Here is a 24,612-nt window from a genome sequence, read left to right on the forward strand (position 1 = left end):
CGCGTTTTCGCTTTATTGTGACAGGGCTTTGTGATTTAGCCGCGAACCGGAACAACTGGCAATCGGAAAGGAGCCTGTCCGCATGGCCGACAGGGACTGGCCCATCCACGGCGACATCACCGGACCGATCGTCATGATCGGTTTCGGTTCCATCGGCCGCGGCTCGCTGCCGCTGATCGAACGCCATTTCCGCTTCGACAAATCGCGCATGGTGGTGATCGATCCGCGCGACGACGACCGCGCGCTGCTCGACGAACGCGGCATCGCCTTCGTCCAGGCGCATGTGACCAAGGACAACTACAAGGAACTGCTGACACCCTATCTGAGCGCCGGAGACGGCCAGGGCTTTTGCGTCAACCTGTCGGTCGACACCTCCTCGCTCGACCTGATGAAATTGTGCCGCAAGCTCGGCGTGCTTTACGTCGACACCGTCGTGGAGCCCTGGCTCGGCTTCTATTTCGACGACAAGGCCGACAACGCCTCGCGCACCAATTACGCGCTGCGCGAGACGGTGCGCCGCGAAAAGCGCAAGCATCCCGGCGGCACCACCGCCCTGTCGTGCTGCGGCGCCAATCCCGGCATGGTCTCGTGGTTCGTCAAGCAGGCGCTGGTCAACCTCGCCGACGATCTGGGGCTCGCCTACACGCGGCCCGGTGCCGACGACCGCCGCGGCTGGGCGAAATTGATGAAAAAGGCCGGCGTGAAGGGCATTCACATCGCCGAGCGCGACACGCAGCGCGCCAAAAACCCGAAACCGATGGGCGTGTTCTGGAACACCTGGTCGGTGGAGGGTTTCGTCTCGGAGGGGCTGCAGCCGGCCGAGCTCGGCTGGGGTACGCACGAGAAGTGGAAACCCAAGAACGCCAGGAGCCACAAAAAGGGCAACCGGGCGGCGATCTACCTGGAACAGCCCGGCGCCAACACCCGCGTGCGCACCTGGTGCCCGACGCCGGGCGCGCAATACGGCTTTCTGGTCACGCATAACGAGGCGATCTCGATCGCCGATTTCTTCACCCTGCGCGATGGCAAGGGCAAGCTCGCCTATCGGCCGACCTGCCACTACGCCTACCACCCCTGCAACGACGCGGTGCTGTCGCTGCATGAGATGTTCGGCGCCGCCGGCAAGGCCCAGCCGGTCCAGCACGTGCTCGACGAAAACGAACTGGTCGACGGCGTCGACGAGCTCGGCGTGCTGCTCTACGGCCACAGGAAGAACGCCTATTGGTTCGGCTCGCGGCTTTCGCTCGATGAGACCCGCAAGCTGGCGCCCTATCAGAACGCGACCGGCCTGCAGGTGACGTCAGCCGTGCTGGCCGGCATGGTCTGGGCGCTCGAAAACCCGCGCGCCGGCATCGTGGAAACCGACGAGATGGACTTCGCGCGTTGCCTGGAGGTGCAAAGACCCTATCTCGGCCCGGTCGAAGGCCACTACACCGACTGGACGCCGCTCGACGGCCGGCCCGGCCTGTTCGCGGAAGACCTCGACGCCAAGGATCCCTGGCAGTTCCGCAATATTCTCGTCAGGTGATCGCAAGGTGGCCGGCCGGTGCCGACGGCCCCGCCCGTCGCATTGTCGCCTTGCTTTTGCCGGCCTGACGCGGCAAGACAGGCGGTGACGATGAGAGGAGCGCCACGATGAAGAAGTCCCCCCTGATCCTGGCTGCGGCCGGCTTGGCCATTTTGGCCGGCTGTCAAACGCAGGGCCCCGGCGGCGGCACCGCGGCGCCCCGTCCGACCGGTTTTCAGGGGACGTGGATCGACGCGACCGGCGGGGTCTCGACCCTGTCGGGCGGTTCGTTCCAGACCGTGGCGCTCGATACCGGCGAACGGCTTTCGGAAGGCCGCTATTTCTCCAGCGGCGCCGACCAGATCACCATGTCCGGCGTGTCCTTGGCCAGAAAACGCCGCGGCCTGCCGGCCGAGATCAGCTTCAACTGCCGCCAGGTCACGACCGACCAGCTCAATTGCACCAGCGCCTCGGGCTCCACCTTCGTGCTCACGCGACGCCTGCCGGCATGACGCAAGGCGGCTGCCCGGCCGGACGGGTTTCGTTCGCCCGGGCCTGACGCGGATCGAAACTATTTTTTCAAGTGTATTGCCACGCCTTGCGTGGCCGAGCGCCCTCCTGCGATAACGCCTCAAAAAGGGGGAGGAGGACGCCGATGAGCGCCTATTTCGACGATCTGGAGGTTCGTGACCCGGCCGAGCGCGAGCGGGATCTGTTTCGGCGCCTGCCGCGATTTCTCGCAGACGCGGTCGCGGCGGCGCCAGGCTTGGCGCGCTGGCTGGACGGCGTCGCCCCCGAAACGGTGACCTCGCGCGAGGCACTGGCCAGACTGCCGGTGCTGCGCAAGGCCGAACTGCTGGACATGCAGCGCCAAAACCCGCCCTTCGGCGGCTTTGTCGATGCCCGGGCGCTGGCCGGACAGCGCATCTTCATGTCGCCGGGGCCGATCTGGGAACCGCAGGGACAAGGCATCGATCCCGGCCAGGGCGCGCGCGCCTTCTTCGCCGCCGGCATCCGCCCCGGTGCGATCGTCCACAACGCCTTCGCCTATCATATGACGCCCGGCGGTTTCATTCTGGACGCCGGGGCGCGGGCGCTCGGCTGCATGCTGTTTCCCGCCGGCACCGGCAACACCGAAATGCAGGTCGAGGCGGCGGCGGCGCTGAAACCCACTGTCTATTGCGGCACGCCCGACTTTTTGAAGGTCATGCTCGACAAGGCACGCGAGTTGCAAAAGGACCTGTCCTGCTTTCGCCACGGGCTGGTCTCGGGCGGCGCTCTGTTTCCCTCCCTGCGCGCCGAATATGCCGAGCGCGGCATCGAAGTCCTGCAATGCTACGCCACCGCCGAATTCGGCGTCATCGCCTACGAGGCCGTCGACGCGGACGGCAAGCCGCTGCCCGGCATGATCGTCAACGAGAACCTGATCGTGGAGATCGTGCGTCCGGGCACCGGCGACCCGGTCGAGGCCGGCGAGGTCGGCGAGGTGGTCGTGACCGGCTTCAACCCGATCTATCCGCTGGTGCGGCTCGGCACCGGCGACCTGTCGGCAATCCTGCTCGGCGCGTCGGCCTGCGGGCGCACGGGAACGCGCATCAAGGGCTGGATGGGCCGCGCCGACCAGCGCACCAAGGTCAAGGGCATGTTCGTCGACCCCAAGCAGGTCGCCGACATCGTGCGCCGCCACCCCGAAATCGCGCGCGCGCGCCTCGTGGTGCGCCGCGACGGCGATCGCGACGCGATGGAACTCCAGATCGAGCCGGCCGGCGACGTCGCCCCGGATGTCGGCGCGATCACGGCGACGCTGCGCGAAACGACCAAGCTCGGCGGCACGGTGAGCGCCGTTCGGGCCGGCCTGCTGCCCAATGACGGCCGTGTCATCGCCGACGAACGCGACTATTCGGCCTGAGCCCTGCCGTCGAAACGCTTGCATCGGACCGGCCTCGGTGTGAACATGGCCTGCAACCAGGCGCGATAATTTTGACAATAAAGCGCGCTAGTTCTGAACTGGGTTGTTCGAACCCGGCCGCGCCGCAAGCCGGCCGGGGGTTAACGGGAGAATGGTCATGAAGAAACTCGCCGCGCTCGCTGCCGCCTCGGCCTCGATACTGGCCCTGTCGGCATCGGCCTCGTTTGCCGACTACACGCTCACCATCCTGCATATCAACGACTGGCACAGCCGGATCGAGTCGATCAACAAATACGATTCGACCTGCTCGGCCGACGACGAGACCGAAAGCAAGTGTTTCGGCGGCGCCGCGCGCCTCGTCACCGCGGTGCGCGACCGGCGCGCCGCGCTCGACGGCCAGAACCTCTTGTTTCTCAATGCCGGCGACAATTTCCAGGGCTCCTTGTTTTACACCACCTACAAAGGCGCGGTCGAAGCGGAGTTCCTCAATCTGATGGGCACCGACGCCATGGCCGTCGGCAATCATGAATTCGACGACGGCGAGGACGGCCTCACGACCTTCCTCGACATTGCCGACTTCCCGGTGCTGAGCACCAATGTGAAGGTGACCGACGCCTCGAAACTGGCCGGGCGCATCGAGCCGTTCACGATCTTCGAGCGCGGTGGCGAGCGGATCGCCGTGGTCGGCGCGGTCGCCAACGATACCGCCGAATTGTCCTCGCCGGGCGACAACGTCTCCATCGAGGAGGACATCGCCACGATCACCGCCGCGGTCGAGGCGGTCAAGGCGCAAGGCATCGACAAGATCGTCGCGCTGACCCATGTCGGTTATCCGCGCGACCTGGCCGCGATCGCCAAGATCCCCGGCGTCGACGTGGTGGTCGGCGGTCACAGTCACACGCTGCTGTCGAACAAGGACGACGGCGCGGCCGGTCCCTACCCGACCATGGTCGACAATCCGGACGGTTATGCCGTTCCGGTGGTGCAGGCCGCCTCCTATTCGAAATATCTCGGCGAGTTCCAGGTCGTCTTCGACGACAATGGCGTCGTGACCTCGGCCAGCGGCGACCCGTTGCTGCTCGACGCCGCCGTCACGCCGGACGAGGCCGTTCTGGCACGTATCCAGGAGCTCGGCGCGCCGATCGAGGAACTCAAGAGCAAGGTGGTCGCCGAAACCAACGCGCCCATCGACGGCAGCCGCGAAACCTGTCGGGCGCAGGAATGCGAGATGGGCAATCTCGTCGCCGACGCCATGCTCGACCGGGTCAAGAACCAGGGCATTCAGGTCGCCATCCAGAACGGCGGCGGGCTGCGCGCCTCCATCGACGCCGGCGAGGTCACGATGGGCGAGGTTCTGGCCGTCCTGCCGTTCCAGAACACGCTCGCCACCTTCCAGCTGAAGGGCGCCGACATCGTCGCCTCGCTCGAAAACGGTGTCAGCCAGATCGAGGACGGCGGCGGCCGTTTCGCCCAAGTCGCCGGCCTGCGCTTCAGCTTCGATCCCTCTGTCGCTCCGAACGAGGGACGCGTCCAGTCGGTCGAGGTCGACGAAGGCGGCAGCTGGGTGCCGATCGACCCGGACAAGACCTACGGCGTCGTCAGCAACAATTTCATGCGCAATGGCGGCGACGGCTACGCGCTGTTCAAGACAAACGCCGAGAACGCTTACGACTACGGCCCCGGCCTGGAGCAGGTGGTCGCCGACTATCTGGTCGAAAACCGTCCCTATCAGCCGGTGATCGAGGGACGCATCACCAAGGTCGAGGCGATGGCAGCCGCTGAAGAACCCGCGGCGGCCGAGGAACCCAAGGAGGACATGGCTGCCGAAGCCGCGCCCGCGAGCGAGCCGGTGGTGGAAACCCCGGAATTGCCGGCGATGTCGAACACCTTGACGACCAAGGCGCCGGAAGTGCCCGCCGACGAGGCGGCCGACAAGGCCGCCGAAGAGGCGGCCATGAAGAAGGCCGAGGAAGAAAAAATGGCTGAGGAGGCGGAAATGAAAGCCGCCGAGGAAGCCAAGGCCGCCGAAGAGGCCGCAATGAAGAAGGCCGAAGAGGAAAAAATGGCCGAGGAGGCGGAGATGAAAACCGCCGAGGAGACCACCCTTCCCGCCGACAAGCCCGCCAACGGCGATATGGCGATGGAGGACAAGACCCACATGATCGCGCGCGGCGACAATTATTGGGAGCTCGCGCGTGAATTCTACGGCGACCCGCGGATGTGGACCAAGCTGCAGGCGGCCAACCCGGATTACAACCCCGACCTGCTGCCGATCGGCAGCCCGCTCAAGGTTCCGGCCGCCAACTGAAGCCGCTTCGGCCTCGATCTCGCGACCAATTGCCCCGCTCCCGCCATCGGGAGCGGGTTTTGTTTTTTGTTGGCCGCACCTTGGTATAGAGCAGGTTTCACGCTTGATCCCGCGCCTCCGGCCGCTATGTGCCTCCTTCGCACGAGGACTGCTTCATGACGTTCACTCCGGCCCTTGCCGACAACCAAACCAGGAAGACCGGCCCGTTGCCTTCCGGCCATCCGCGCGTCGCGCCGCCGAAGGTCGGCGTCATGCTGGTCAATCTGGGCACGCCCGACGGCACCGACTTCACCTCGATGCGCCGCTATCTTCGCGAGTTCCTGTCCGACAGGCGGGTGATCGAATGGCCGCGCGCGATCTGGTATCCGATCCTCTATGGCATCGTGCTCAACACGCGCCCGAAAAAATCCGGCGCCGCCTATGACAAGATCTGGAACCGCGAGCGCAACGAATCGCCGCTGCGCACCTTCAGCCGCGCCCAGGCCGAAAAGCTGGCGCACGCGTTGCAGGGCCACGACGAGGTCGTCGTCGACTGGGCGATGCGCTACGGGCAGCCGGCGATCGAAACCGTGCTCGACAGGCTGACGGACGCCGGCTGCGACCGCATCGTCATGTTCCCGCTCTACCCGCAATATTCGGCGACCACGACGGCGACGGTCAACGACGCGTTTTTCAAGGCGCTGATGAAAAAGCGCTGGATGCCGGCGACCCGTACCGTGCCGGCCTATCACGACGAGCCGGTTTATATCGAGGCGCTTGCGCGGTCGATCGAAACCCATCTCGCAACGCTCGATTTCGAGCCCGAGACGGTGATCGCCTCCTATCACGGCATTCCGCAAAGCTATTTCCGTGCCGGCGATCCCTATCACTGCCATTGCCAGAAGACGACGCGGCTGCTGCGCGAACGGCTCGGCTGGGACGAGAAGCGGCTGATAACCTGTTTCCAGTCGCGCTTCGGCCCGGAGGAATGGCTGCAGCCCTATACCGACAAGACCGTCGAGAAGCTGGCGCGCGAGGGCGTGAAATCGATCGCGGTCTTCAATCCGGGCTTCGTCTCCGACTGCCTGGAAACGCTCGAGGAGATCGCCGGCGAGGCAGGCGAGATATTCCATGAGGCGGGCGGAGAGAATTTCACCCATATTCCCTGCCTCAACGACAGCGCCGAAGGCATGGCGGTGATCGAAACGCTCGTGCGGCGCGAAGTGTCCGGCTGGATCTGACGGCGCAGGAGACAACCGGCATGTCTTCCAGGCTCGTTCCGTCCGCTCTCGTCGCGCTGGCCGCCGGCGTCGCGATCCTCGCCGGCCTCGTCGCCTTCAGTCGTCCACCCGAACGCCCGCGGCCGGACGCCGGGACCGGGCTCGATTTCGCCGCCGCAATCGCGACGAACCTGTCCACTCTCCCCGACCGGCAGGATTATCGCGCCCGCGACGCGACCGTGCTCTCCTACCGGCGCTATGCCGCAGCCAATGGCAGTGCCGCGCGCACGATCATTCTCGTCCACGGCTCGGGCTGGCACGGCATGCAGTTTCATGCGCTTGCCACGGCGCTCGCCGCGAACGGACTTGGAACCGTGATCGTGCCCGACCTGCGCGGACATGGGCCGGACCCGGTCCGGCGCGGCGACGTCGACCATATCGGCCAGCTCGAGGAAGACCTTTTCGACCTGATCGCCCACCTGAAGAACGGCGGCGAGCCCGGACGGCTCGTGCTCGGCGGCCATTCGTCGGGCGGCGGGCTGGTCGTGCGTTTTGCCGGCGGGCGTTATGGCGGCGAGGCGGACGCCTTCCTGCTGCTCGCGCCCTTTCTGAAATATGATGCGCCGACCACGCGGCCCGCGTCGGGCGGCTGGGCGCGCCCGGCGACCGGGCGCATCGTCGCGCTCGGCCTTATCAACACGCTCGGCATCACCGCCTTCAACCATCTGCCGGTAATCAGCTTCGCCATGCCGCGATCCGTGCTCGACGGCCCGCTCGGCAACACCGCCACAACACGCTACACCTACCGCATGAATGTCTCCTTCGCGCCGCGTCCCGACTACACTGGCGATCTCGCGCGGCTCGACCGGCCGTTTTTGCTGCTCGCGGGCGACCGGGACGAGGCATTCATCGCCGACAAGTACGAGTCGACGATCGGGCCGCACACAAGCAGCGGCTCCTATCGCATCCTGGCCGGCGTCAATCATCTCGGCCTGGTGGATGCCGAGGCAACAGTGAACGCCATCGAGGCCTGGCTGACCGAACGCGTCCCGGCGGGTTCGTGACCGGACGGCCGGCACAACTGTTTCCATCCGGCCACAAAACGGTCTAAGTCTTTCCGCTGACAGGAGCGCCGGCCCAGCGCCGGCGTCCCAATCGACATGGCCAGCGGAGGACTTACGCATGCCAATTACCGGTCTCGACATTCTCATTCCGGTCCTCGTCGTTCTCGTGCTGCTGCTCATCTTCGTCGGCATCAAGACGGTCCCGCAGGGAAACAATTTCACCGTCGAGCGCTTCGGCCGTTACACCCGCACCCTGTCGCCCGGCCTCAACATCATCGTGCCGTTCATCGACCGCGTCGGCGCCAAGCTGAACATGATGGAGCAGGTGCTCGACGTGCCGACCCAGGAGGTGATCACCCGCGACAACGCCATCGTTGCCGTGGACGGCGTCGCCTTCTACCAGGTGCTCAACGCAGCCCAGGCCGCCTATCAGGTGTCGGGCCTGGAAAACGCGATCCTGAACCTGACCATGACCAATATCCGTTCCGTCATGGGATCGATGGACCTCGACGAGCTGTTGTCGAATCGCGACGCCATCAACGAACGCCTGCTGCGCGTCGTCGACGAGGCCGCCAATCCCTGGGGCGTGAAGATGACCCGGGTCGAGATCAAGGACATCAACCCGCCCGAAAACCTGGTCGAGTCGATGGCCCGCCAGATGATGGCCGAGCGCAACAAGCGCGCCCAGATCCTGGAAGCCGAGGGCTTGAAACAGGCCCAGGTACTGGAGGCGGAAGGCCGCAAGGAGGCCGCGTTCCGCGACGCCGAAGCCCGCGAACGCCTCGCCGAGGCCGAGGCGCGCGCCACCCAGTCGGTTTCCGAGGCGATCGCCCAGGGCGGCGTGCAGGCGATCAACTATTTCGTCGCCCAGAAATACACCGAGGCGCTGGCCAAGATCGGCGCGGCCAACAACAACAAGGTCGTCCTGATGCCGTTCGAGGCTTCGTCACTGATCGGCTCGCTGGGCGGCATCGGCGCGATCGCCAAGGAAGTGTTCGGCGAGGATGCGGTGCCGCTCACCCGCCGCACCCCGGCGCGGCCGCCCGTCGTCACCCCGGACGAGTCATGAGCCCGGCACGGGAAAACCTGGCATGATCGCAAGCGTCTTCGTCGAACTCGGCCCGTGGAGCTGGATCGTGCTCGGCTTTGCCCTGCTGGCGGCCGAGATCCTGGTTCCCGGCGTCTTTCTTGTCTGGATCGGCCTGGCGGCGCTCGCCACCGGCCTGTTGTCGATCGCCTTGTGGGACGCCCGGTTCTGGGACTGGCAGCTACAGACGCTGGTGTTCCTCGCCCTGTCACTGGTCGCCGCCTATGGCGGCTATCGCTTCGTCCACAACCGTCAGACGCCAAGCGACCAGCCGCTCCTCAACCAGCGCGCCCAGCAACTCGTCGGACGCACCGCCACGCTGGACGAGGCGATTCGCGACAGCCGCGGCCGTATCCGCATCGGCGACACCTATTGGCGCGTGACGGGTCCGGACGCGGCGGCGGGAACACGCGTACGCGTGATCGCGGTCGACAACGGCGATCTGGTCGTCGAAATTATCTGACAGCGCAGAGGCTGTCGCCGCAACCGTGCCGGCGCTTCACGCCGCGCCGAGCGCCAGCAAATCGTGGAAATGGACGATCCCGACCGGCCTGCCCTCGTCGACAACGACCAGGGCGCTGATGTGATGCTCGTTGAGCACGGCCATGGCCGCGCCGGCGAGCGTGGATGGACCGATCGTCTTGGGCTCGCGGGTCATCAGGTCCTCGACCGCGAGATCGGCGAGGTTGCGGTCGAGGCTGCGCGCCAGGTCGCCGTCGGTGAAGATGCCCGCCAGCCGGCCGCCGGCATCGATGACGCACACGCAGCCGAAGCGTTTTTGCGCCAGCATCATCACCGCTTCGGGCATGCGGGTTCCCGGTCCCACCAGCGGCAGTTCGTCGCCGCCATGCATGATCTCGCGCACCTGGGTCAGGTTGGCGCCGAGCTTGCCGCCGGGATGGAAGGTCTTGAAATTGTCCGGCGTGAAACCGCGCGCTTCCAGCAACGCCACCGCCAGCGCGTCGCCGATCGCCAGTTGCAGCAATGTCGACGTCGTCGGCGCCAGCCCGTGCGGGCAGGCTTCCGCCGCCTTGGGCAGGCACAAAACGATGTCGGCCTCCCGCGCCAGGGTGGAATCCTCGCCGGACGTGATCGCGATCAGCGGAATCGCGAAGCGTTTCGAATAGGAGACGATCCCCTTCAGTTCGGAACTCTCGCCCGACCAGGACATGGCGATGACGGCGTCGTCGCGGGTGATCATGCCGAGATCGCCGTGATTGGCCTCCGCCGGATGGACGAAGAAGGCCGGCGTTCCCGTGGATGACAGCGTCGCGGCCAGTTTCGAGCCGATATGATGGCTTTTGCCGACGCCTGTCGCGATCACGCGGCCGCGAATCGCCGACAGCAGCGCCACCGCATCCGCGAACGGTTCCGAAAGCCCGTTGTCGAGCGCCTCGGCCAGCGCGGCCATACCGGACTGACCGGTCGACACCGTGCGCACCGCGGACGCGATCGCAGCCACGCGATCCGGCTGCTTCTTTTCTGGAATGCCCTGCATGGCGCTTCGTTTAGCCGCTTCGCCATGCCGTGTCCAACGCCATTTGACGCCCCGCGACACGCGGCGCGGACGGCACCGGAAAGCACCTCTCAACCAAGCGTTAACCATCCCGATTTACGGTTCGGTAAAGTTCCACCACGCGCGCACGCACCAGGACATGACGAGGACGCCGAAAAGCATGCGGGAAAAAACCGGCGTCCCGCTCTTGCGAGGGGCAGCCACCGGCATTCTCGCCGTCATCCTCAGCACCGGCGTCTCGACAGTCTCCGTTCTCGGTCAGGAGAGCGGGCTGCGTGGCGAGGTGTCGGAGGAAACCGTCAACCGCAGCCTGCTGTCGTCAGGCGGCATCCGTCCAGGCGACGAGGCCCGCCCGGGCGAGAGCGACACGGCGCCACAAACCTATGTTCCCGTCAGCGAAGGCGCGCTTCCCGGCGACACCGAAGACGACGCGGACCCGGACGGGCGCGGGCGCAGCATTTTCGCCGATTCAAACGAGGACGACGATCCCTTCGCCGACGCGCCGCGGCCCGCCGGACGGCCATCCATGGCGCGCCAGAACCGGCGCCAGGCGCAACCGGACGGCGCGGCCGAGCGCACGCAAGACCGGGCAACTGGCACGGCCGCACGAGGCGCGAACGAGGCGGCGGACGAAGACATCGTCGAAACCACCGCTTCGGTACGCGCGCCGACCCTCGACAGTCTCGATCAGGACGCCAACACTTCGGCCGAGGTCCTCAACGGCCGTGTCGAGGCGATCGAGACCCGCGACCTGGAAACCGAGGAGGCGCCCTATGCGCCGCTCGGCCTGCGGCTCGGCACGTTCGACGTCACCGCCACGCTCGATCAGGGCGTGCGCTGGACAAGCAATGTCGATTCCAGCCCCGGCGGCGAGGAAGGCTGGCTCTCGGAGACCCAGCTTCGCCTCAACGCCGTGTCCGACTGGTCGCGCCACGCCGCCCGCGCCAGCCTCTACGGCACATTCCTGAAATCGGTGTCCGGCGCGGACTATTCCCAGGCCCAGGGCGGCCTCGACGCCGCGCTCGATCTCGATCTCGGCAGCGGCTACGCGGCGACGGCGGGCTTTGCCTACACGCTGCGCCCGGAGACCGCGTCCTCGCCGGTGGTGATCGTCGGCACCGCCTCGCAGCCGCTCCAGCACGGCCTGACCGGAACGCTCGGCCTGCGCAAGGATATCGGCAAGCTGCGCCTGTCGGCGACCGGGCTCCTCGACCGCGAATTCTATTCCGACGCCGAATTGTCGGGCGGCGGGACCCTGTCGCAGGAAGAACGCAACGCGACCCTGGCCTCGGTGGCCTTGCGGGTCGGTTACGAGATCGCGCCCGCGCTCGTGCCATTCGTGGAGACCGAGATCGGGCGTCGTTTCTACGATCTTGAAATTGACTCGAGCGGCTTTGCCCGGTCCGCCGATCGCCTGGCCGTGCGCGGCGGCGCGGCCTTCGACTTCGGCGAAAAGCTGTCCGGCGAAATCTCCGCCGGCTGGCTGCGCGAGACCTTCGACGACACGCGCCTGGCACCCGTTGCCGGTCCCGCCGTCGATGCCCGCCTCGCCTGGTCGCCGGTGCGCGGCACCACCGTCACGCTCACCGGCTCGACGACCGTCGAAGGCACGACCAGCGCCGGCGAGAGCGGCTCGATCCTGTACTCGGGCGGGCTTGCCCTGTCGCGCGAGGCACGCGCCAACCTGCTTCTGGAAGCCTCGATCGGCGCCGACTGGCGCGATTATGTCGGCACCAGCGACACCGAGCGCGCGCTGCGCGCGGAAGCCGGCGCGACCTGGTGGTTCAACCGCTATGCCGGTATCAATGGGCGCCTGCGCCACGAAACCTTCACCAGCACGCTGCCCAATCGCGACTGGCAGGCAAGCAGCGTCTATCTGGGCCTTCGGCTGCAGCGCTGAACCATGCCTGCCGAAGGCGGGCGCGTCAGCGCTTGCTGGCCCGGCGCTCGACCGGCTCGATTTCCGCCATCAGCCGCGACAGTTCCTCCGAGACGACCGGCTGGATATCGGGACGCCACAGCGCGAAGGCGACATTGGCCGCCACAAACCCTTCCGGCGAGCCGCAATCGAAGGTCCGGCCCCTATAGTGGTAGCCATAGAAGGACTGGCGCTCCATCAGCGTCAGCATGGCATCGGTCAACTGGATCTCGCCGCCGGCGCCCTGCTTCTGTTCGGCCAGAATGTCGAATATCTCCGGTTGCAGGATGTAGCGCCCGTTGATGTAGAAATTGGACGGCGCCGTGCCCGGGGCCGGCTTTTCCACCATGCCGGTGATCTCGAAACCGGTGCCGGCCGCCTCACCCTTTTCAACGATGCCGTATTTATGCGTCTCGGCCGGGTCGCATTCCTGAACCGCCACAACGTTCTGGCCGGTGCGGGCGTAGAGATCGACCATTTCGGTCAGGCACGACCGCTTCGACTGCATGATCATGTCGGGCAGGAGAAGCGCGAACGGCTCGTCGCCGATGATCGAGCGGGCGCACCACACCGCATGGCCCAGCCCCAGCGGCTCCTGCTGACGCGTGAAGCTGGTTTCGCCGGGTCCGGGCTGCATGCGCTGCAGCCGCGCAAGCTGGGCGTCCTTGCCGCGCTGGGCAAGCGTATCGTAGAGCTCGACCTGGATATCGAAATGATCCTCGATCACGCCCTTGTTGCGCCCGGTGACGAAAACCAGGTGTTCGATGCCGGCCTCGCGCGCCTCGTCGACGACGTATTGGATGACGGGCTTGTCGACGACGGTCAGCATCTCCTTGGGCACCGCCTTGGTCGCCGGCAGGAACCGGGTGCCGAGCCCGGCGACCGGAAAAACCGCTTTTCTGACTTTCTTCATCGCTGCAACCACACTTTCGCTTCCGGCCCTGACATCTTCACGCCGGAATTAAAAAATATCCAACAGGAGAGGCGGTCGGTGCGGTTGCACCGCCCTATGTCTCGTTGATTCACACTATGGTAAACCCTTTTCTAACCGCAACCCGCGAAAGATCATCCCGAGACAACAAACGGATCAGATGATGTTTGCAAAATCAGTCGTCGCACGCGCGACCAGCCTTTTCGCCGGTGCCGCGGTCGCGTTCGCCCTGCTGACCGCCCCGGCTCTGGCCGATGCCAAGTTCGAGCGCTGGGTGGCGGGCTTCCGCAGCACCGCCCAGAAGAACGGCATTTCCAAATCCACGCTCGACCGCGCCTTCCGCGGCGTGACCGCGCCCGACCCCGAAGTGCTGGAGAAGGCGCGCTATCAGCCGGAATTCACCGCCCCGGTGTGGGACTATTTCGACAACCGCGTCCACGAGCATTCCATCTCCGAGGGCCGCCAGATGGCGCGCAAATGGAAGAACTGGCTCGACCGCATCGAATCGCGCTTCGGCGTCGACCGCCATATCCTTCTGGCGATCTGGTCGATGGAATCGAATTACGGCGAGATCCTCAAAAACGACCGCGTGATGCGCAATGTGGTGCGCTCGCTGTCGACATTGGCCTATGCGGACAAGCGGCGCGCCAAATTCGCGCGCACACAGCTCCTCGCCGCCCTGAAGATCCTGCAATCGGGCGACATCGACGTCTCCCACCTGACCGGGTCCTGGGCCGGCGCGATGGGCCACACCCAGTTCATCCCAACCAGCTACCAGGCCTATGCGGTCGACATTGACGGCAACGGCCGTCGCGACATCTGGAACTCCATCCCCGATGCCTTGGCGACGGCGGCGAATCTCTTGCGCAAGAACGGCTGGCAGAGCGGCAAGACCTGGGGGTACGAGGTCAGCCTGCCGCCGGGCCGGAAATTTCCCGCCGGATCGATGTCGCTGGCGCAATGGCAGTCGATCGGCGTAACGCGCACCAACGGCAAACCCTTCCCGCGCCCGTCCGAGAAGGCCGAGCTGAAAGTACTCGACGGCCGCGCCGGGCCGGCCTTCCTGATGACGCGCAATTTCTTCATCCTGAAGCGCTACAACAATGCCGACAAATACGCGCTCGCCGTCGGTCTGCTCGCCGACGAGATCGCCGGTTATGGCGGGTTGGAACGCGACTGGAACCGGCCCTTCACCAAATTGAGTTTCGCCGAAAAACAGGAACTGCAGAAGCGCCTCGGTGCGGTCGGGCTCTACGACGGTCCGATCGACGGCAAGATCGGCTCCGGGTCGCGCGGCGCCATCGAAACCTATCAGAAGCGGGTCGGGATGCCGGTCGACGGCCATCCGAGCATGGAAGTGCTCAACCGGCTGCGGCGCTGAGGCGAAGGAAGCTTGATGCACCAGCGGGCTTCGACACGACTGCGCGGCACACGTCTCCTGGCGATCGTGCTGCTTGCCCTGGCGACCGTCGTCGTCGACGTCGCCGGCGTGGCCTATGCGCAGGAGCGGCCACGCTCGCTGCTGGAATTCCTGTTTCGCGGCGGACGCGAACGCGCCCGCCAGCCCGAACGTCGGCAGGTTCCGCAGGTTAAAAAGCGCAGCGCGCCCCGGCGCACCACGGCGCCACGACACTCCGCCGCGCCGTCGCGGCCGGCCGTCGAGGTGGTTGAAAAGGCCGAAAACGCCCGTGTCGTCATCGTTGTCGGCGACTTTCTCGCCGGCGGTCTGGCGGAAGGGCTGACAACCGTCTTCGCCGAGGATCCGACCGTACGCATCGTCGACAAGTCGAACGGCTCGTCGGGTTTCGTGCGCGACGATTTCTACAACTGGCCCGTCGAGATCGGTCCGATCCTGGACGACGCGAAACCGGCCGTCGGCGTTGTCATGATCGGCTCGAACGATCGCCAGCAAATGCGCGTCGATGGAAGCCGCGAAAGCGTGCGCTCAGAAAAATGGACGGCGGAATACGCCGCCCGCGCCGCAGCCTTGGCGCAGAGTTTCGCCGAGCGCAACATCCCCTTGGTCTGGGTCGGCCTGCCGGCGTTCAAATTCTCCTCGATGAGCTCCGACATGCTGGCCTTCAACGACCTGCAGCGCAACGCGGTGGAAACCATCGGCGGCACCTTTGTCGATATCTGGGAAGGTTTCGTCGACGAAAACGGCGCCTATGCCGCCACCGGCCCGGACATTAACGGACAGGCGGTCAGGCTGCGCGCCAACGACGGGATCAATTTCACCCGGGCCGGACGCCGCAAGATCGCCTTTTACGCCGAAAAGCCGTTGCAGCGCATATTGGGTGACGGCCGCTCCACCGTCTTTCCCGAACTCGGCGTGCCCGAACTGATCGGCCCGCCGGCGGCGGGCCAGCCCACGGTCGAACGCACGCCCCCAATCGCGCTCGGCGATCCCGAACTGGACGGCGCCGACGACCTGATGGGCGCCAGCCTCGACCCTAAGGAAGGCGAGGCCGTGACCCTGTCCGAAAAGCTTGCCATCGAGGGAAAGACGCCCGAGCCCCGTCCCGGACGGGTCGACGATTTTTCGATCCGCGTCCAGCCGGCGGCAGCCGTTGCGCCCGCTCCCGGCGCGGACCGCAACGAAACGTCGGCGATCGTGCCGGCCCGTTAGAGTCGCTCTGCTCTTCACGGCATCGCAGACCGGCTCTACCTTATTGTTTTAACGCGTTTGCGAACGGCGAACCGGCGTCCACTTCGCCAGGAAACGCTTTGGCCCGCCCCGAAAGGCTCTGACGGCTCCGAACCGTTGCCGCCGGACCGGCCAAAACCACCCAGCAGGTGCCGTTTCCGCAGGCCGGCTTGAATTTTGACGGATTACCGCGGCAGCACCGTCGATCCCATCAGGAAGGCGTCGATCGCATGCGCGGCCTGGCGACCCTCACGAATAGCCCACACGACCAGCGACTGCCCGCGCCGCACGTCGCCGGCGGCGAAGAAGCGGTCGAGACTGGTGCGATAGTCGCGGTCGTTGGCTTCGACATTCGTCGAGCGGCGGCCGTCCACAACGGTCGCCACCTTGCCCGCCAGTTCCTGCATGATGCCGCCCTCGATCGGGCCGGAAAAGCCGATTGCGACGAAGGCCAGATCGGCGCGGATCAGGAACTCCGTCCCGGCGATCGGCTTGCGCGCCTCATCGACCGCGGCGCATTTGACCCCGGTCAGAACCCCGTCCTCGCCGACGAACTCCAGCGTCGCGACCTGGAACTCGCGCTCGGCCCCTTCGGCCTGGCTGGACGAGGTGCGCATCTTGGTCGCCCAATAAGGCCACACCGCCAGCTTGTCTTCCCTCTCCGGCGGCTGCGGACGGATGTCGAGCTGGGTCACGCGCACCGCACCCTGGCGAAACGCCGTGCCCACGCAGTCCGACGCCGTGTCGCCGCCGCCGACGACGACGACGTGCTTGCCCCCGGCCAGGATCGGCGCCGACGGCCAGGCCGACGACTGGATGTCCTCGCCCGCCACGCGCCGGTTCTGCTGAACCAGATAGGGCATGGCGTCGTGCACGCCGCCCAGTTCGCTGCCGGGAATACCGGCCGGGCGCGGCTTTTCCGATCCGCCGCAATAAAGCACGGCGTCGTAGGTCGCCAGCAGTTCGTCGACGGTCTTGTCGACGCCGACATTGACGCCGCAGAAGAACGTCACCCCCTCGCCCTCCATCTGGCTGACGCGCCGGTCGACATGGTGTTTTTCGATCTTGAAGTCCGGAATGCCATAGCGCATCAGGCCGCCCGGCCGGCTCTCGCGCTCATAAACATGCACGTCGTGGCCCACCCGGCCGAGTTGCTGGGCTGCCGCCATACCGGCCGGGCCCGAACCGATGATGGCGACTTTCTTGCCGGTCTTGTGCTCGGCCGGATAGGGCCGCATATAGCCCGTCTCCCAGGCCTTGTCGGCAATCGCGTGCTCGATCGTCTTGATGGCGACGGGAATGTCCTCGAGATTGAGCGTGCACGCTTCCTCGCACGGCGCCGGGCAGATACGCCCGGTCCATTCGGGAAAATTGTTGGTCGAGTGCAGATTGCGGATCGCCGTGTCCCAGTCGCCATTATAGACGAGGTCGTTCCAGTCCGGGATCTGGTTGTGAACCGGACAGCCCGTCGGCCCGTGGCAATAGGGAATGCCGCAGTCCATGCAGCGCGCGGCCTGTTTCTCGACTTCCTTTTCCGACATCGGCAGCGTGAACTCGCGGAAATGCCGGATGCGGTCGGAAGCCGGCTGGTATTTGTGCACCTGCCGGTCGATCTCGAGAAAACCTGTTACCTTGCCCATATGTCGCTCTCCAAGGCACCGCGGCGCGGAGCTTAAGCCCCGGCGCCGGCACGGTGTCCGTGTTCCTGCCTACTCCGCCGCGAGTCCCATGCGCATGCGCTCCATCTCGATGAGCGCGCGGCGATACTCGACCGGCATCACCTTGCGGAATTTCGGCCGGTAGTCGGCCCAATTGTCGAGGATCTCCTTGGCCCGCGTCGAGCCGGTGTAGTGCATATGATTGGAAATCAGCTGCACCAGCCGCTCCTCGTCGTGCCGGGTCATGTCGCCGGAGACGTCGACACGGCCCTTGTGGGCGAGATCGCCGCCATGGTGGTGCAGTTTCTCCAGCATGTCGTCTTCTTCCGGCACCGGCTCGAGCTCGACCATGGCCATGTTGCAGCGTTCGGCGAAATCGCCGACCTCGTCGAGCACATAGGCGACGCCCCCCGACATGCCGGCCGCGAAATTGCGCCCGGTCTGGCCAATGACGACGACGACGCCGCCGGTCATGTATTCGCAGCCATGGTCGCCGACACCCTCGACCACCGCCGCAGCCCCCGAATTGCGCACCGCGAACCGTTCGCCGGCGACGCCGCGGAAATAGCATTCGCCCTCGATCGCGCCGTAAAGCACCGTATTGCCGACGATGATCGAGTTTTCCGGCACGATCCGCGCGCCCTCCGGCGGGCGGATGACGATGCGGCCGCCCGACAGGCCCTTGCCGACATAATCGTTGCCGTCGCCGTTGAGTTCGAACGCCACGCCGCGGGCCAGGAACGCACCGAAGGACTGCCCGGCCGTGCCGGTGAAGCGCACCGAAATCGTGTCGTGCTTCAGCCCTTTGTGGCCGTGGCGCTTGGCGACCTCGCCCGACAGCATGGCGCCGGCCGAGCGGTCGACATTGCGGATCGGCATCTCGATCGACACCTTCTCCTTGCGCTCGAGCGCCGGCGCGGCCTCGGCGATCAGCTTGCGGTCGACGATGTCGTCGATCGGATGCTGCTGGCGCTGGGTCCAGTAGGTCGCCTCCTTCGGCGCCGCCGGCTTGTGGAAGACGCGGCTGAAATCGAGGCCGCGCGCCTTCCAGTGCTCGATCAGCGGCCGCTTCTCGATCAGGTCGGTGTCGCCGATGATCTCGTTGAGCGCGCGGTAGCCCATCGCCGCCAACAGGGTCCGCACTTCCTCGGCCACGTAGAAGAAATAGTTGATGACATGTTCCGGCGTGCCCTTGAAGCGCTTGCGCAGCACCGGGTCCTGGGTCGCCACGCCGACCGGGCAGGTATTGAGATGGCACTTGCGCATCATGATGCAGCCGGCCGCGATCAGCGGCGCGGTCGAAAAGCCGAACTCGTCCGCCCCCAGAAGCGCGCCGACGATCACGTCGCGCCCGGTGCGCAGGCCGCCGTCGACCTGAAGCGCGATGCGCGAGCGCAATCCGTTCAGCACCAGCGTCTGGTGGGTTTCGGCCAGCCCCATCTCCCATGGGCTGCCGGCATGTTTCAGCGAGGTCAGCGGCGAGGCGCCCGTGCCGCCGTCATAGCCGGCAATGGTGATGTGGTCGGCGCGCGCCTTGGCCACGCCGGCCGCCACCGTGCCGACCCCGACCTCCGACACCAGCTTGACCGAGATATCGGCGGCCGGATTGACGTTCTTCAAATCGAAGATCAGCTGGGCCAAATCCTCGATCGAATAGATGTCGTGGTGCGGCGGTGGCGAGATCAGCCCGACGCCTGGCGTCGAATGGCGCACCTTGGCGATGGTGGCGTCGACCTTGTGGCCGGGCAATTGTCCGCCCTCGCCGGGCTTGGCGCCCTGGGCGACCTTGATCTGAACCATGTCGGCATTGACCAGATATTCGGTCGTCACGCCGAAGCGGCCGGACGCGACCTGCTTGATCGCCGAGCGTTCGGGGTTGGCGGCGCCGTCGGGCAGCGGCATGTAGCGGTCCGGCTCCTCGCCGCCCTCGCCGGTGTTCGACTTGCCGCCGAGCGCGTTCATCGCCCGCGCCAGCGTCGTATGCGCCTCGCGGCTGATCGATCCGAAAGACATCGCCCCGGTCGAAAACCGCTTCACGATCTCGGCGACCGGCTCGACCTCTTCGAGCGGCACGGGCTTGCGTCCCATCTCCGCCGCAGTGCGGATGTGAAACAGCCCGCGAATGGTCTTGGAGCGCCCGGAAGCCGCGTCGATCTGCTCGGCGAAGTCCTTGTAGGTGTCGAACGAGCCCTTGCGCACCGCATGCTGCAGGCTCGCCACCGCGTCCGGCGTCCACACATGCTCCTCGCCGCGGATGCGGTACATATATTCGCCGCCGACATCGAGCGCGTTGCGCAGCACCGGGTCGTCGCTGAAGGCGGCGACGTGGCGCTTGACCGTCTCGGCCGCCACCTCCTCGAGCCCGACACCCTCGATCGTGGTCGCCGTGCCGGTGAAATAGCGCTCCACGAACGCGTTCTTCAGCCCGACCGCGTCGAAGATCTGCGCGCCGCAATAGGACTGGTAGGTCGAGATGCCCATCTTGGACATGACCTTCAAAATGCCCTTGCCGATCGACTTGATGTAGCGCGTGACGATTTCCTGCGCGTCGACCTCGGGCGGGAACTCGCCGCGTCGGTGCATTTCCACCAGCGTGTCGAAGGCGAGATAGGGGTTGATCGCCTCGGCGCCGTAGCCCGCCAGGCAGCAGAAATGATGCACCTCGCGCGGCTCGCCCGATTCGACCACCAGCCCCACGGCCGTGCGCAGACCCTTGCGGATGAGGTGATGATGCACCGCCGCGGTTGCCAGCAGCGTGGGAATGTCGATCCTGTCCGGGCCGATCTGGCGGTCGGAAAGCACGATGATGTTGTAGCCGCCGGCTACGGCCGCCTCCGCGCGCTCGCACAGGCGCTCGACCGCCGCCTCCATGCCCTCCGCGCCCTCGGTGGCGGAATAGGTGATGTCGATCGTCTTTGTGTCGAAGCGATCCTCTGTGTGGCCGATGGAGCGGATTTTTTCGAGATCGGCATTGGTCAGGATCGGCTGGCGCACCTCAAGGCGCTTCTTGCGCGACGAGCCGACCAGATCGAAAATGTTCGGGCGCGGTCCGATGAAGGAGACCAGGCTCATCACCAGTTCCTCGCGGATCGGGTCGATCGGCGGATTGGTGACCTGCGCGAAATTCTGCTTGAAATATTCGTAAAGCAGTTTGGTGCGGCCCGACATGGCGGCGATCGGCGTGTCGGTGCCCATCGACCCGATCGCCTCCTGACCGGTGGTGGCCATCGGCGCCATCAGCAGCTTGAGATCTTCCTGCGTGTAGCCGAACGCCTGCTGGCGATCGAGCAGCGACACGTCGCGGCGCAGTTCGCGCGGTTCCACTGGCTTCAGCTCTTCCAGGATGAGCTGGGTGGAATCGAGCCATTGGCGATAAGGATGCTTGCCGGCGATCTCCGACTTGATCTCCTCATCGGAGACGATGCGCCCCTTTTCCAGGTCGATCAGCAGCATCCGGCCGGGTTGCAAACGCCATTTCTTGACGATCTTGGCCTCGTCCACCGGCAGCACGCCGGCCTCCGAGGCCATGATCACGCGCTCGTCGTCGGTGACGATATAGCGCGCCGGGCGCAGGCCGTTGCGGTCGAGCGTGGCGCCGATCTGGCGCCCGTCGGTGAAGGCGACCGCGGCCGGACCGTCCCACGGCTCCATCAGCGCGGCGTGGTATTCGTAGAACGCCTTGCGGTCCTCGCCCATCAGCTTGTTGCCGGCCCAGGCTTCCGGGATCAGCATCATCATGGCGTGGGCGAGCGAATAGCCGCCCTGCCACAGGAATTCGAGCGCATTGTCGAAACAGGCCGTGTCGGATTGGCCCTCGTAGGAGATCGGCCACAGCTTGGAGATGTCGTTGCCGAACAGCTCCGAATCGACCGAGGCCTGGCGCGCCGCCATCCAGTTGACATTGCCGCGCAGCGTGTTGATCTCGCCATTATGAGCGACCATCCGGTAGGGATGGGCCAGCTTCCACGACGGGAACGTGTTGGTCGAAAAGCGCTGGTGCACCAGGATCAGCGCCGATTCGAAGCGCGGGTCGAGCAGGTCCTTGTAGTAGGCGCCGACCTGGTAGGCGAGGAACATGCCCTTGTAGACGATCGTGCGCGAGGACAGCGACACGGTGTAGGAGCCGTTGTCGCGCCCGCCGGTTTCCTCGAAAATGCGCGCCGACACCACCTTGCGCAGGATATAGAGGCGCCGCTCGTAGTCCTCGTCGGATTCGATCGCCGGATTGCGGCCGATGAAGACCTGCAGATGCACCGGCTCCGAGGCCGCGATATGCGGCGCCTTCGACAGCGAGGAATTGTCCACCGGCACGTCGCGGAAGCCGATCAGCGGCTGGCCCTCGGCCTGCGTCACCTCGGCGAACACCTGCTCGATATGGGCGCGCAGGTCGCGGTCGCGCGGCATGAAGATGTGGCCGACCGCATAATGGCCCGGCGGCGGCAGCTCGATGCCCTTTTCGGCCATCTCCTCACGGAAGAACCGGTCCGGAATCTGGACCAGCACGCCCGCGCCGTCGCCCATCAGCGGATCGGCGCCGACCGCGCCGCGATGGGTCAGGTTTTCGAGCATGGCGAGCCCGTCGAGCACGATCTGGTGCGACTTGCGGTTCTTCATGTCGGCGATGAAGCCGACGCCGCACGAATCGTGTTCGTTGCGCGGATCGTAAAGCCCGCGCGCGTCCGGCAACCCGCCGGGAATCGGCAAAACGGCACGTTTGGCGGCACGCGCATCGCGCCCGGCGGCCAGGCAGGGCTGCGTCGTCGCTGATGGCGTCGAATCCGTCATCGTCCTTCCTCCATATACCCCCTGATTGCGGGGTGCCTTGATATCGCGGACGCCCATTTTATCAGCACGTCCACCTCGTGCACATCGCTCCACGAGGGTGACCTGTCGGGCTCGGCTTCACAGACCGCGAGCATCCCAGGTCGCTGTTGTCCGGCGCACACGCCAGAGCCGGCGTCCCACGCCAGCCCCGGCCCGAATTTCCCGGATAAATAAGACAGCAGTACTGTCCTAATTCCACAATGGCAGAATTGAATACCGCACACAAGACCGGATCGCGATCTTTTTCGCATGAAATCGCAACAAAATTATCCCCGGAGAGCTTATGGGAAAATTTAGTTTCAAAAAGCTGTCGATCGTGTCTGATCGCGCCGCATCGACCGGGCGCGCCGCCGCGCAGAGCCGGCCAGCCGTCGGCCTGGCGCGCGAGCCTCGTCAAGCCTCTTGAAGCCCGGTGACGAAAACGGGCACAGTCCGGCCTTCCTTCAGCTCATTTCGGACACAGCGATGATCTTTGCTTCTGACAACTGGGCCGGCGCCCATCCGGCCATCGCCCAGGCGCTCGCCGACCACGCCGGCGGCCACGCACGCGCCTATGGCGACAGCGACCTCGACCGCCAGGTCCGCCGCCGCTTCTGCGAGATTTTCGACAGGGACGTGGCCGTCTTCTTCGTCTCCACCGGAACGGCGGCCAACGCGCTGTCGCTGGCCAGCGTTTCCCGCCCCGGCGGCGTCGCCTTCTGCCATGCCGAGGCGCATCTGGTCGAGGACGAGGCCGGCGCCACCGAATATCTGACCGGCGGCACCCGCCTTGCCCGGGTCGGCGGCCCGCTCGGCCGCATCGACCCACAGGCGCTGGAAGACGCGATCCGGCGCTACCCGCCGGAATTCCTGCATGCCGGGCGACCGGTCGCGGTGTCCGTGACCCAGGCGAGCGAGATCGGCACCGTCCACACGCCCGACGAGCTCGACGCCATCGCGGCGATCGCCAGGCGGCACGGGCTGGCCGTGCATATGGACGGCGCCCGCTTCACCAACGCGCTGGTGTCGCTCGACCTGTCACCGGCCGAGATGACCTGGAAGCGCGGCGTCGACCTGTTGTCCTTCGGCGGCACCAAGAACGGCTGCTGGTGCGCGGAAGCGGTGGTGCTGTTCGATCCCGCACAGGCCGGCGAATTTGCCTTCCTGCACAAGCGCGCCGCGCAATTGCTGTCGAAATCGCGGTTCGTGGCGGCCCAGTTCCAGGCCTATTTCGATGATGATCTATGGCTGGACAATGCCCGCCACGCCAACGCCATGGCCGCCCGCCTGGCCGCAAGCGTCAAACGCTCCAGCACGGCCCGGCTCGCCTGGGAGCCGCAGGCCAACGAGGTCTTCGTCATCATGGCCGGTGCCACCGCCGAGCAACTGACGGGCGCCGGCGTCGCCTTTTACGACTGGAACGCGCCCGAGGGGTTCCAGGGCAGCATGGCCGCGGACGAGCGGATTTGCCGCTTCGTCACCGGTTTTGCCACAACCGCCGAAGAAGTCGACCGTTTCGCGGGCCTGATCGCATGAACCGGCACGACGATTTCGACATTACCGATCGGTAACACTCTCGTCAGTGCGGCGTGATGATCGCTCTCGCCGGCTTTATTTCCATGTGAGCGGCGCATTTGAAATGGTGTCTTGCCGGCTTGAGCCGGCCGGAATTCTTGAAACCGAGAGGAGAACACCATGTCGACCAAAACCATGATCGGCGCCGCTTATCTGGCCAGCGCCGTGGCGGGCGCCGTTGCCGCCGGTGCCATGACCACCACCGCGGCCCAGGCCCAGGAGAAGGAAAAATGCTACGGCGTCGCCATGGCCGGCCAGAACGATTGCGCCGCCGGCCCCGGCACCACCTGCAAGGGCACCTCGAGCGTCGACTATCAGGGCAATTCCTGGAAGCTGGTCGATGCCGGCACCTGCGCGACGATGGAACTGCCGGGCGACCGCATGGGCTCGCTTGAGCCGCTCGAGCGCGACCTGCCGTCCTAAGAACCGGCCAGTGACAGGTTCCGGCAGCCCAAAGAAGGTTTGCCGGACCCGCATTTCGAACACGATG

17 protein-coding genes are annotated in these 24,612 nt (G+C 65.9%); 13 read left to right on the top strand and 4 right to left on the bottom strand.

The genetic code is table 11. The features are described 5' to 3' along the window. The first annotated feature begins 82 nt into the window (after positions 1-82). The 8 genes from C7T96_RS09260 (at position 83) to C7T96_RS09295 (ending at position 9,537) form a co-directional block, all read left to right on the top strand. The gene (locus C7T96_RS09260) at positions 83-1,528 is read left to right on the top strand and encodes a homospermidine synthase (protein ID WP_106570903.1); all 1,446 of its coding nucleotides are present in this window, start codon (positions 83-85) and stop codon (positions 1,526-1,528) included. A gap of 107 nt (positions 1,529-1,635) precedes the next feature. Continuing rightward, entirely contained in the window at positions 1,636-2,019 is a 384-nt protein-coding gene (locus tag C7T96_RS09265) for a hypothetical protein (RefSeq protein WP_106570904.1), read from the top strand. A 143-nt stretch (positions 2,020-2,162) separates the two neighbouring features. After that, on the top strand, positions 2,163-3,416 hold the full coding sequence (locus C7T96_RS09270; protein ID WP_106570905.1) for an AMP-binding protein: 1,254 nt from the start codon (positions 2,163-2,165) through the stop codon (positions 3,414-3,416). Between the two features lie 157 nt (positions 3,417-3,573). Then, positions 3,574-5,724: a 5'-nucleotidase C-terminal domain-containing protein gene (locus tag C7T96_RS09275; protein WP_106570906.1), complete on the top strand. Its 2,151-nt coding sequence runs from the start codon at positions 3,574-3,576 to the stop codon at positions 5,722-5,724. A gap of 155 nt (positions 5,725-5,879) precedes the next feature. After that, the gene (gene hemH / locus C7T96_RS09280; RefSeq protein WP_106570907.1) at positions 5,880-6,944 is read left to right on the top strand and encodes a ferrochelatase; all 1,065 of its coding nucleotides are present in this window, start codon (positions 5,880-5,882) and stop codon (positions 6,942-6,944) included. A 20-nt stretch (positions 6,945-6,964) separates the two neighbouring features. Continuing rightward, entirely contained in the window at positions 6,965-7,987 is a 1,023-nt protein-coding gene (locus tag C7T96_RS09285) for an alpha/beta fold hydrolase (protein ID WP_106570908.1), read from the top strand. 118 nt (positions 7,988-8,105) lie between these two features. Next, on the top strand, positions 8,106-9,056 hold the full coding sequence (locus tag C7T96_RS09290; RefSeq protein ID WP_106570909.1) for an SPFH domain-containing protein: 951 nt from the start codon (positions 8,106-8,108) through the stop codon (positions 9,054-9,056). 22 nt (positions 9,057-9,078) lie between these two features. Further along, entirely contained in the window at positions 9,079-9,537 is a 459-nt protein-coding gene (locus C7T96_RS09295) for an NfeD family protein (RefSeq protein ID WP_106570910.1), read from the top strand. 36 nt (positions 9,538-9,573) lie between these two features. Here the strand turns inward: C7T96_RS09295 and C7T96_RS09300 are convergent, their stop codons facing one another. Then, positions 9,574-10,572, bottom strand: coding sequence for a KpsF/GutQ family sugar-phosphate isomerase (locus tag C7T96_RS09300; protein WP_106570911.1), 999 nt, complete (start codon positions 10,570-10,572; stop codon positions 9,574-9,576). Positions 10,573-10,750: 178 nt separating this feature from the next. On the opposite strand from C7T96_RS09300, the gene C7T96_RS09305 reads away from it, so the two are divergent. After that, positions 10,751-12,490: an outer membrane beta-barrel protein gene (locus C7T96_RS09305; protein ID WP_106570912.1), complete on the top strand. Its 1,740-nt coding sequence runs from the start codon at positions 10,751-10,753 to the stop codon at positions 12,488-12,490. A 25-nt stretch (positions 12,491-12,515) separates the two neighbouring features. On the opposite strand, the gene galU is transcribed toward C7T96_RS09305, so the two are convergent. Continuing rightward, positions 12,516-13,421, bottom strand: coding sequence for a UTP--glucose-1-phosphate uridylyltransferase GalU (gene galU, locus C7T96_RS09310; RefSeq protein WP_106570913.1), 906 nt, complete (start codon positions 13,419-13,421; stop codon positions 12,516-12,518). Between the two features lie 181 nt (positions 13,422-13,602). Here galU and C7T96_RS09315 point away from each other — a divergent pair, with 181 nt between their 5' ends. After that, positions 13,603-14,820 carry a lytic murein transglycosylase gene (locus tag C7T96_RS09315; RefSeq protein WP_106570974.1) on the top strand — a complete coding sequence of 406 codons (1,218 nt, stop codon included), beginning with the start codon at positions 13,603-13,605 and terminating at the stop codon, positions 14,818-14,820. Positions 14,821-14,835: 15 nt separating this feature from the next. Then, positions 14,836-16,068: a DUF459 domain-containing protein gene (locus C7T96_RS09320; protein WP_106570914.1), complete on the top strand. Its 1,233-nt coding sequence runs from the start codon at positions 14,836-14,838 to the stop codon at positions 16,066-16,068. 203 nt (positions 16,069-16,271) lie between these two features. Here the strand turns inward: C7T96_RS09320 and C7T96_RS09325 are convergent, their stop codons facing one another. Next, the gene (locus C7T96_RS09325; RefSeq protein WP_106570915.1) at positions 16,272-17,726 is read right to left on the bottom strand and encodes a glutamate synthase subunit beta; all 1,455 of its coding nucleotides are present in this window, start codon (positions 17,724-17,726) and stop codon (positions 16,272-16,274) included. A gap of 69 nt (positions 17,727-17,795) precedes the next feature. Then, positions 17,796-22,529 carry a glutamate synthase large subunit gene (gene gltB, locus C7T96_RS09330; protein WP_106570916.1) on the bottom strand — a complete coding sequence of 1,578 codons (4,734 nt, stop codon included), beginning with the start codon at positions 22,527-22,529 and terminating at the stop codon, positions 17,796-17,798. 504 nt (positions 22,530-23,033) lie between these two features. Here gltB and C7T96_RS09335 point away from each other — a divergent pair. Both C7T96_RS09335 and C7T96_RS09340 read left to right on the top strand, forming a co-directional pair. Then, positions 23,034-24,083: a low specificity L-threonine aldolase gene (locus tag C7T96_RS09335; RefSeq protein ID WP_106570917.1), complete on the top strand. Its 1,050-nt coding sequence runs from the start codon at positions 23,034-23,036 to the stop codon at positions 24,081-24,083. 159 nt (positions 24,084-24,242) lie between these two features. After that, positions 24,243-24,545: a DUF2282 domain-containing protein gene (locus C7T96_RS09340; RefSeq protein WP_106570918.1), complete on the top strand. Its 303-nt coding sequence runs from the start codon at positions 24,243-24,245 to the stop codon at positions 24,543-24,545. The last annotated feature ends 67 nt before the right edge of the window (positions 24,546-24,612 follow it).

It is taken from the genome of Nitratireductor sp. StC3, assembly GCF_003015025.1.
GTDB classification, from domain to species: Bacteria; Pseudomonadota; Alphaproteobacteria; order Rhizobiales; family Rhizobiaceae; genus Mangrovimarina; species Mangrovimarina alexandrii.

Bases quoted from the DNA above. Each gene is read 5' to 3' on its own strand.
- gltB (WP_106570916.1), bottom strand. From the start codon at position 22,529: ATGACGGATTCGACGCCATCAGCGACGACGCAGCCCTGCCTGGCCGCC.
- C7T96_RS09320 (WP_106570914.1), top strand. From the start codon at position 14,836: ATGCACCAGCGGGCTTCGACACGACTGCGCGGCACACGTCTCCTGGCG.
- C7T96_RS09285 (WP_106570908.1), top strand. From the start codon at position 6,965: ATGTCTTCCAGGCTCGTTCCGTCCGCTCTCGTCGCGCTGGCCGCCGGC.
- C7T96_RS09270 (WP_106570905.1), top strand. From the start codon at position 2,163: ATGAGCGCCTATTTCGACGATCTGGAGGTTCGTGACCCGGCCGAGCGC.
- C7T96_RS09340 (WP_106570918.1), top strand. From the start codon at position 24,243: ATGTCGACCAAAACCATGATCGGCGCCGCTTATCTGGCCAGCGCCGTG.
- C7T96_RS09265 (WP_106570904.1), top strand. From the start codon at position 1,636: ATGAAGAAGTCCCCCCTGATCCTGGCTGCGGCCGGCTTGGCCATTTTG.
- C7T96_RS09325 (WP_106570915.1), bottom strand. From the start codon at position 17,726: ATGGGCAAGGTAACAGGTTTTCTCGAGATCGACCGGCAGGTGCACAAA.
- C7T96_RS09315 (WP_106570974.1), top strand. From the start codon at position 13,603: ATGTTTGCAAAATCAGTCGTCGCACGCGCGACCAGCCTTTTCGCCGGT.
- galU (WP_106570913.1), bottom strand. From the start codon at position 13,421: ATGAAGAAAGTCAGAAAAGCGGTTTTTCCGGTCGCCGGGCTCGGCACC.
- C7T96_RS09300 (WP_106570911.1), bottom strand. From the start codon at position 10,572: ATGCAGGGCATTCCAGAAAAGAAGCAGCCGGATCGCGTGGCTGCGATC.
- C7T96_RS09295 (WP_106570910.1), top strand. From the start codon at position 9,079: ATGATCGCAAGCGTCTTCGTCGAACTCGGCCCGTGGAGCTGGATCGTG.
- hemH (WP_106570907.1), top strand. From the start codon at position 5,880: ATGACGTTCACTCCGGCCCTTGCCGACAACCAAACCAGGAAGACCGGC.
- C7T96_RS09260 (WP_106570903.1), top strand. From the start codon at position 83: ATGGCCGACAGGGACTGGCCCATCCACGGCGACATCACCGGACCGATC.
- C7T96_RS09305 (WP_106570912.1), top strand. From the start codon at position 10,751: ATGCGGGAAAAAACCGGCGTCCCGCTCTTGCGAGGGGCAGCCACCGGC.
- C7T96_RS09290 (WP_106570909.1), top strand. From the start codon at position 8,106: ATGCCAATTACCGGTCTCGACATTCTCATTCCGGTCCTCGTCGTTCTC.
- C7T96_RS09275 (WP_106570906.1), top strand. From the start codon at position 3,574: ATGAAGAAACTCGCCGCGCTCGCTGCCGCCTCGGCCTCGATACTGGCC.
- C7T96_RS09335 (WP_106570917.1), top strand. From the start codon at position 23,034: ATGATCTTTGCTTCTGACAACTGGGCCGGCGCCCATCCGGCCATCGCC.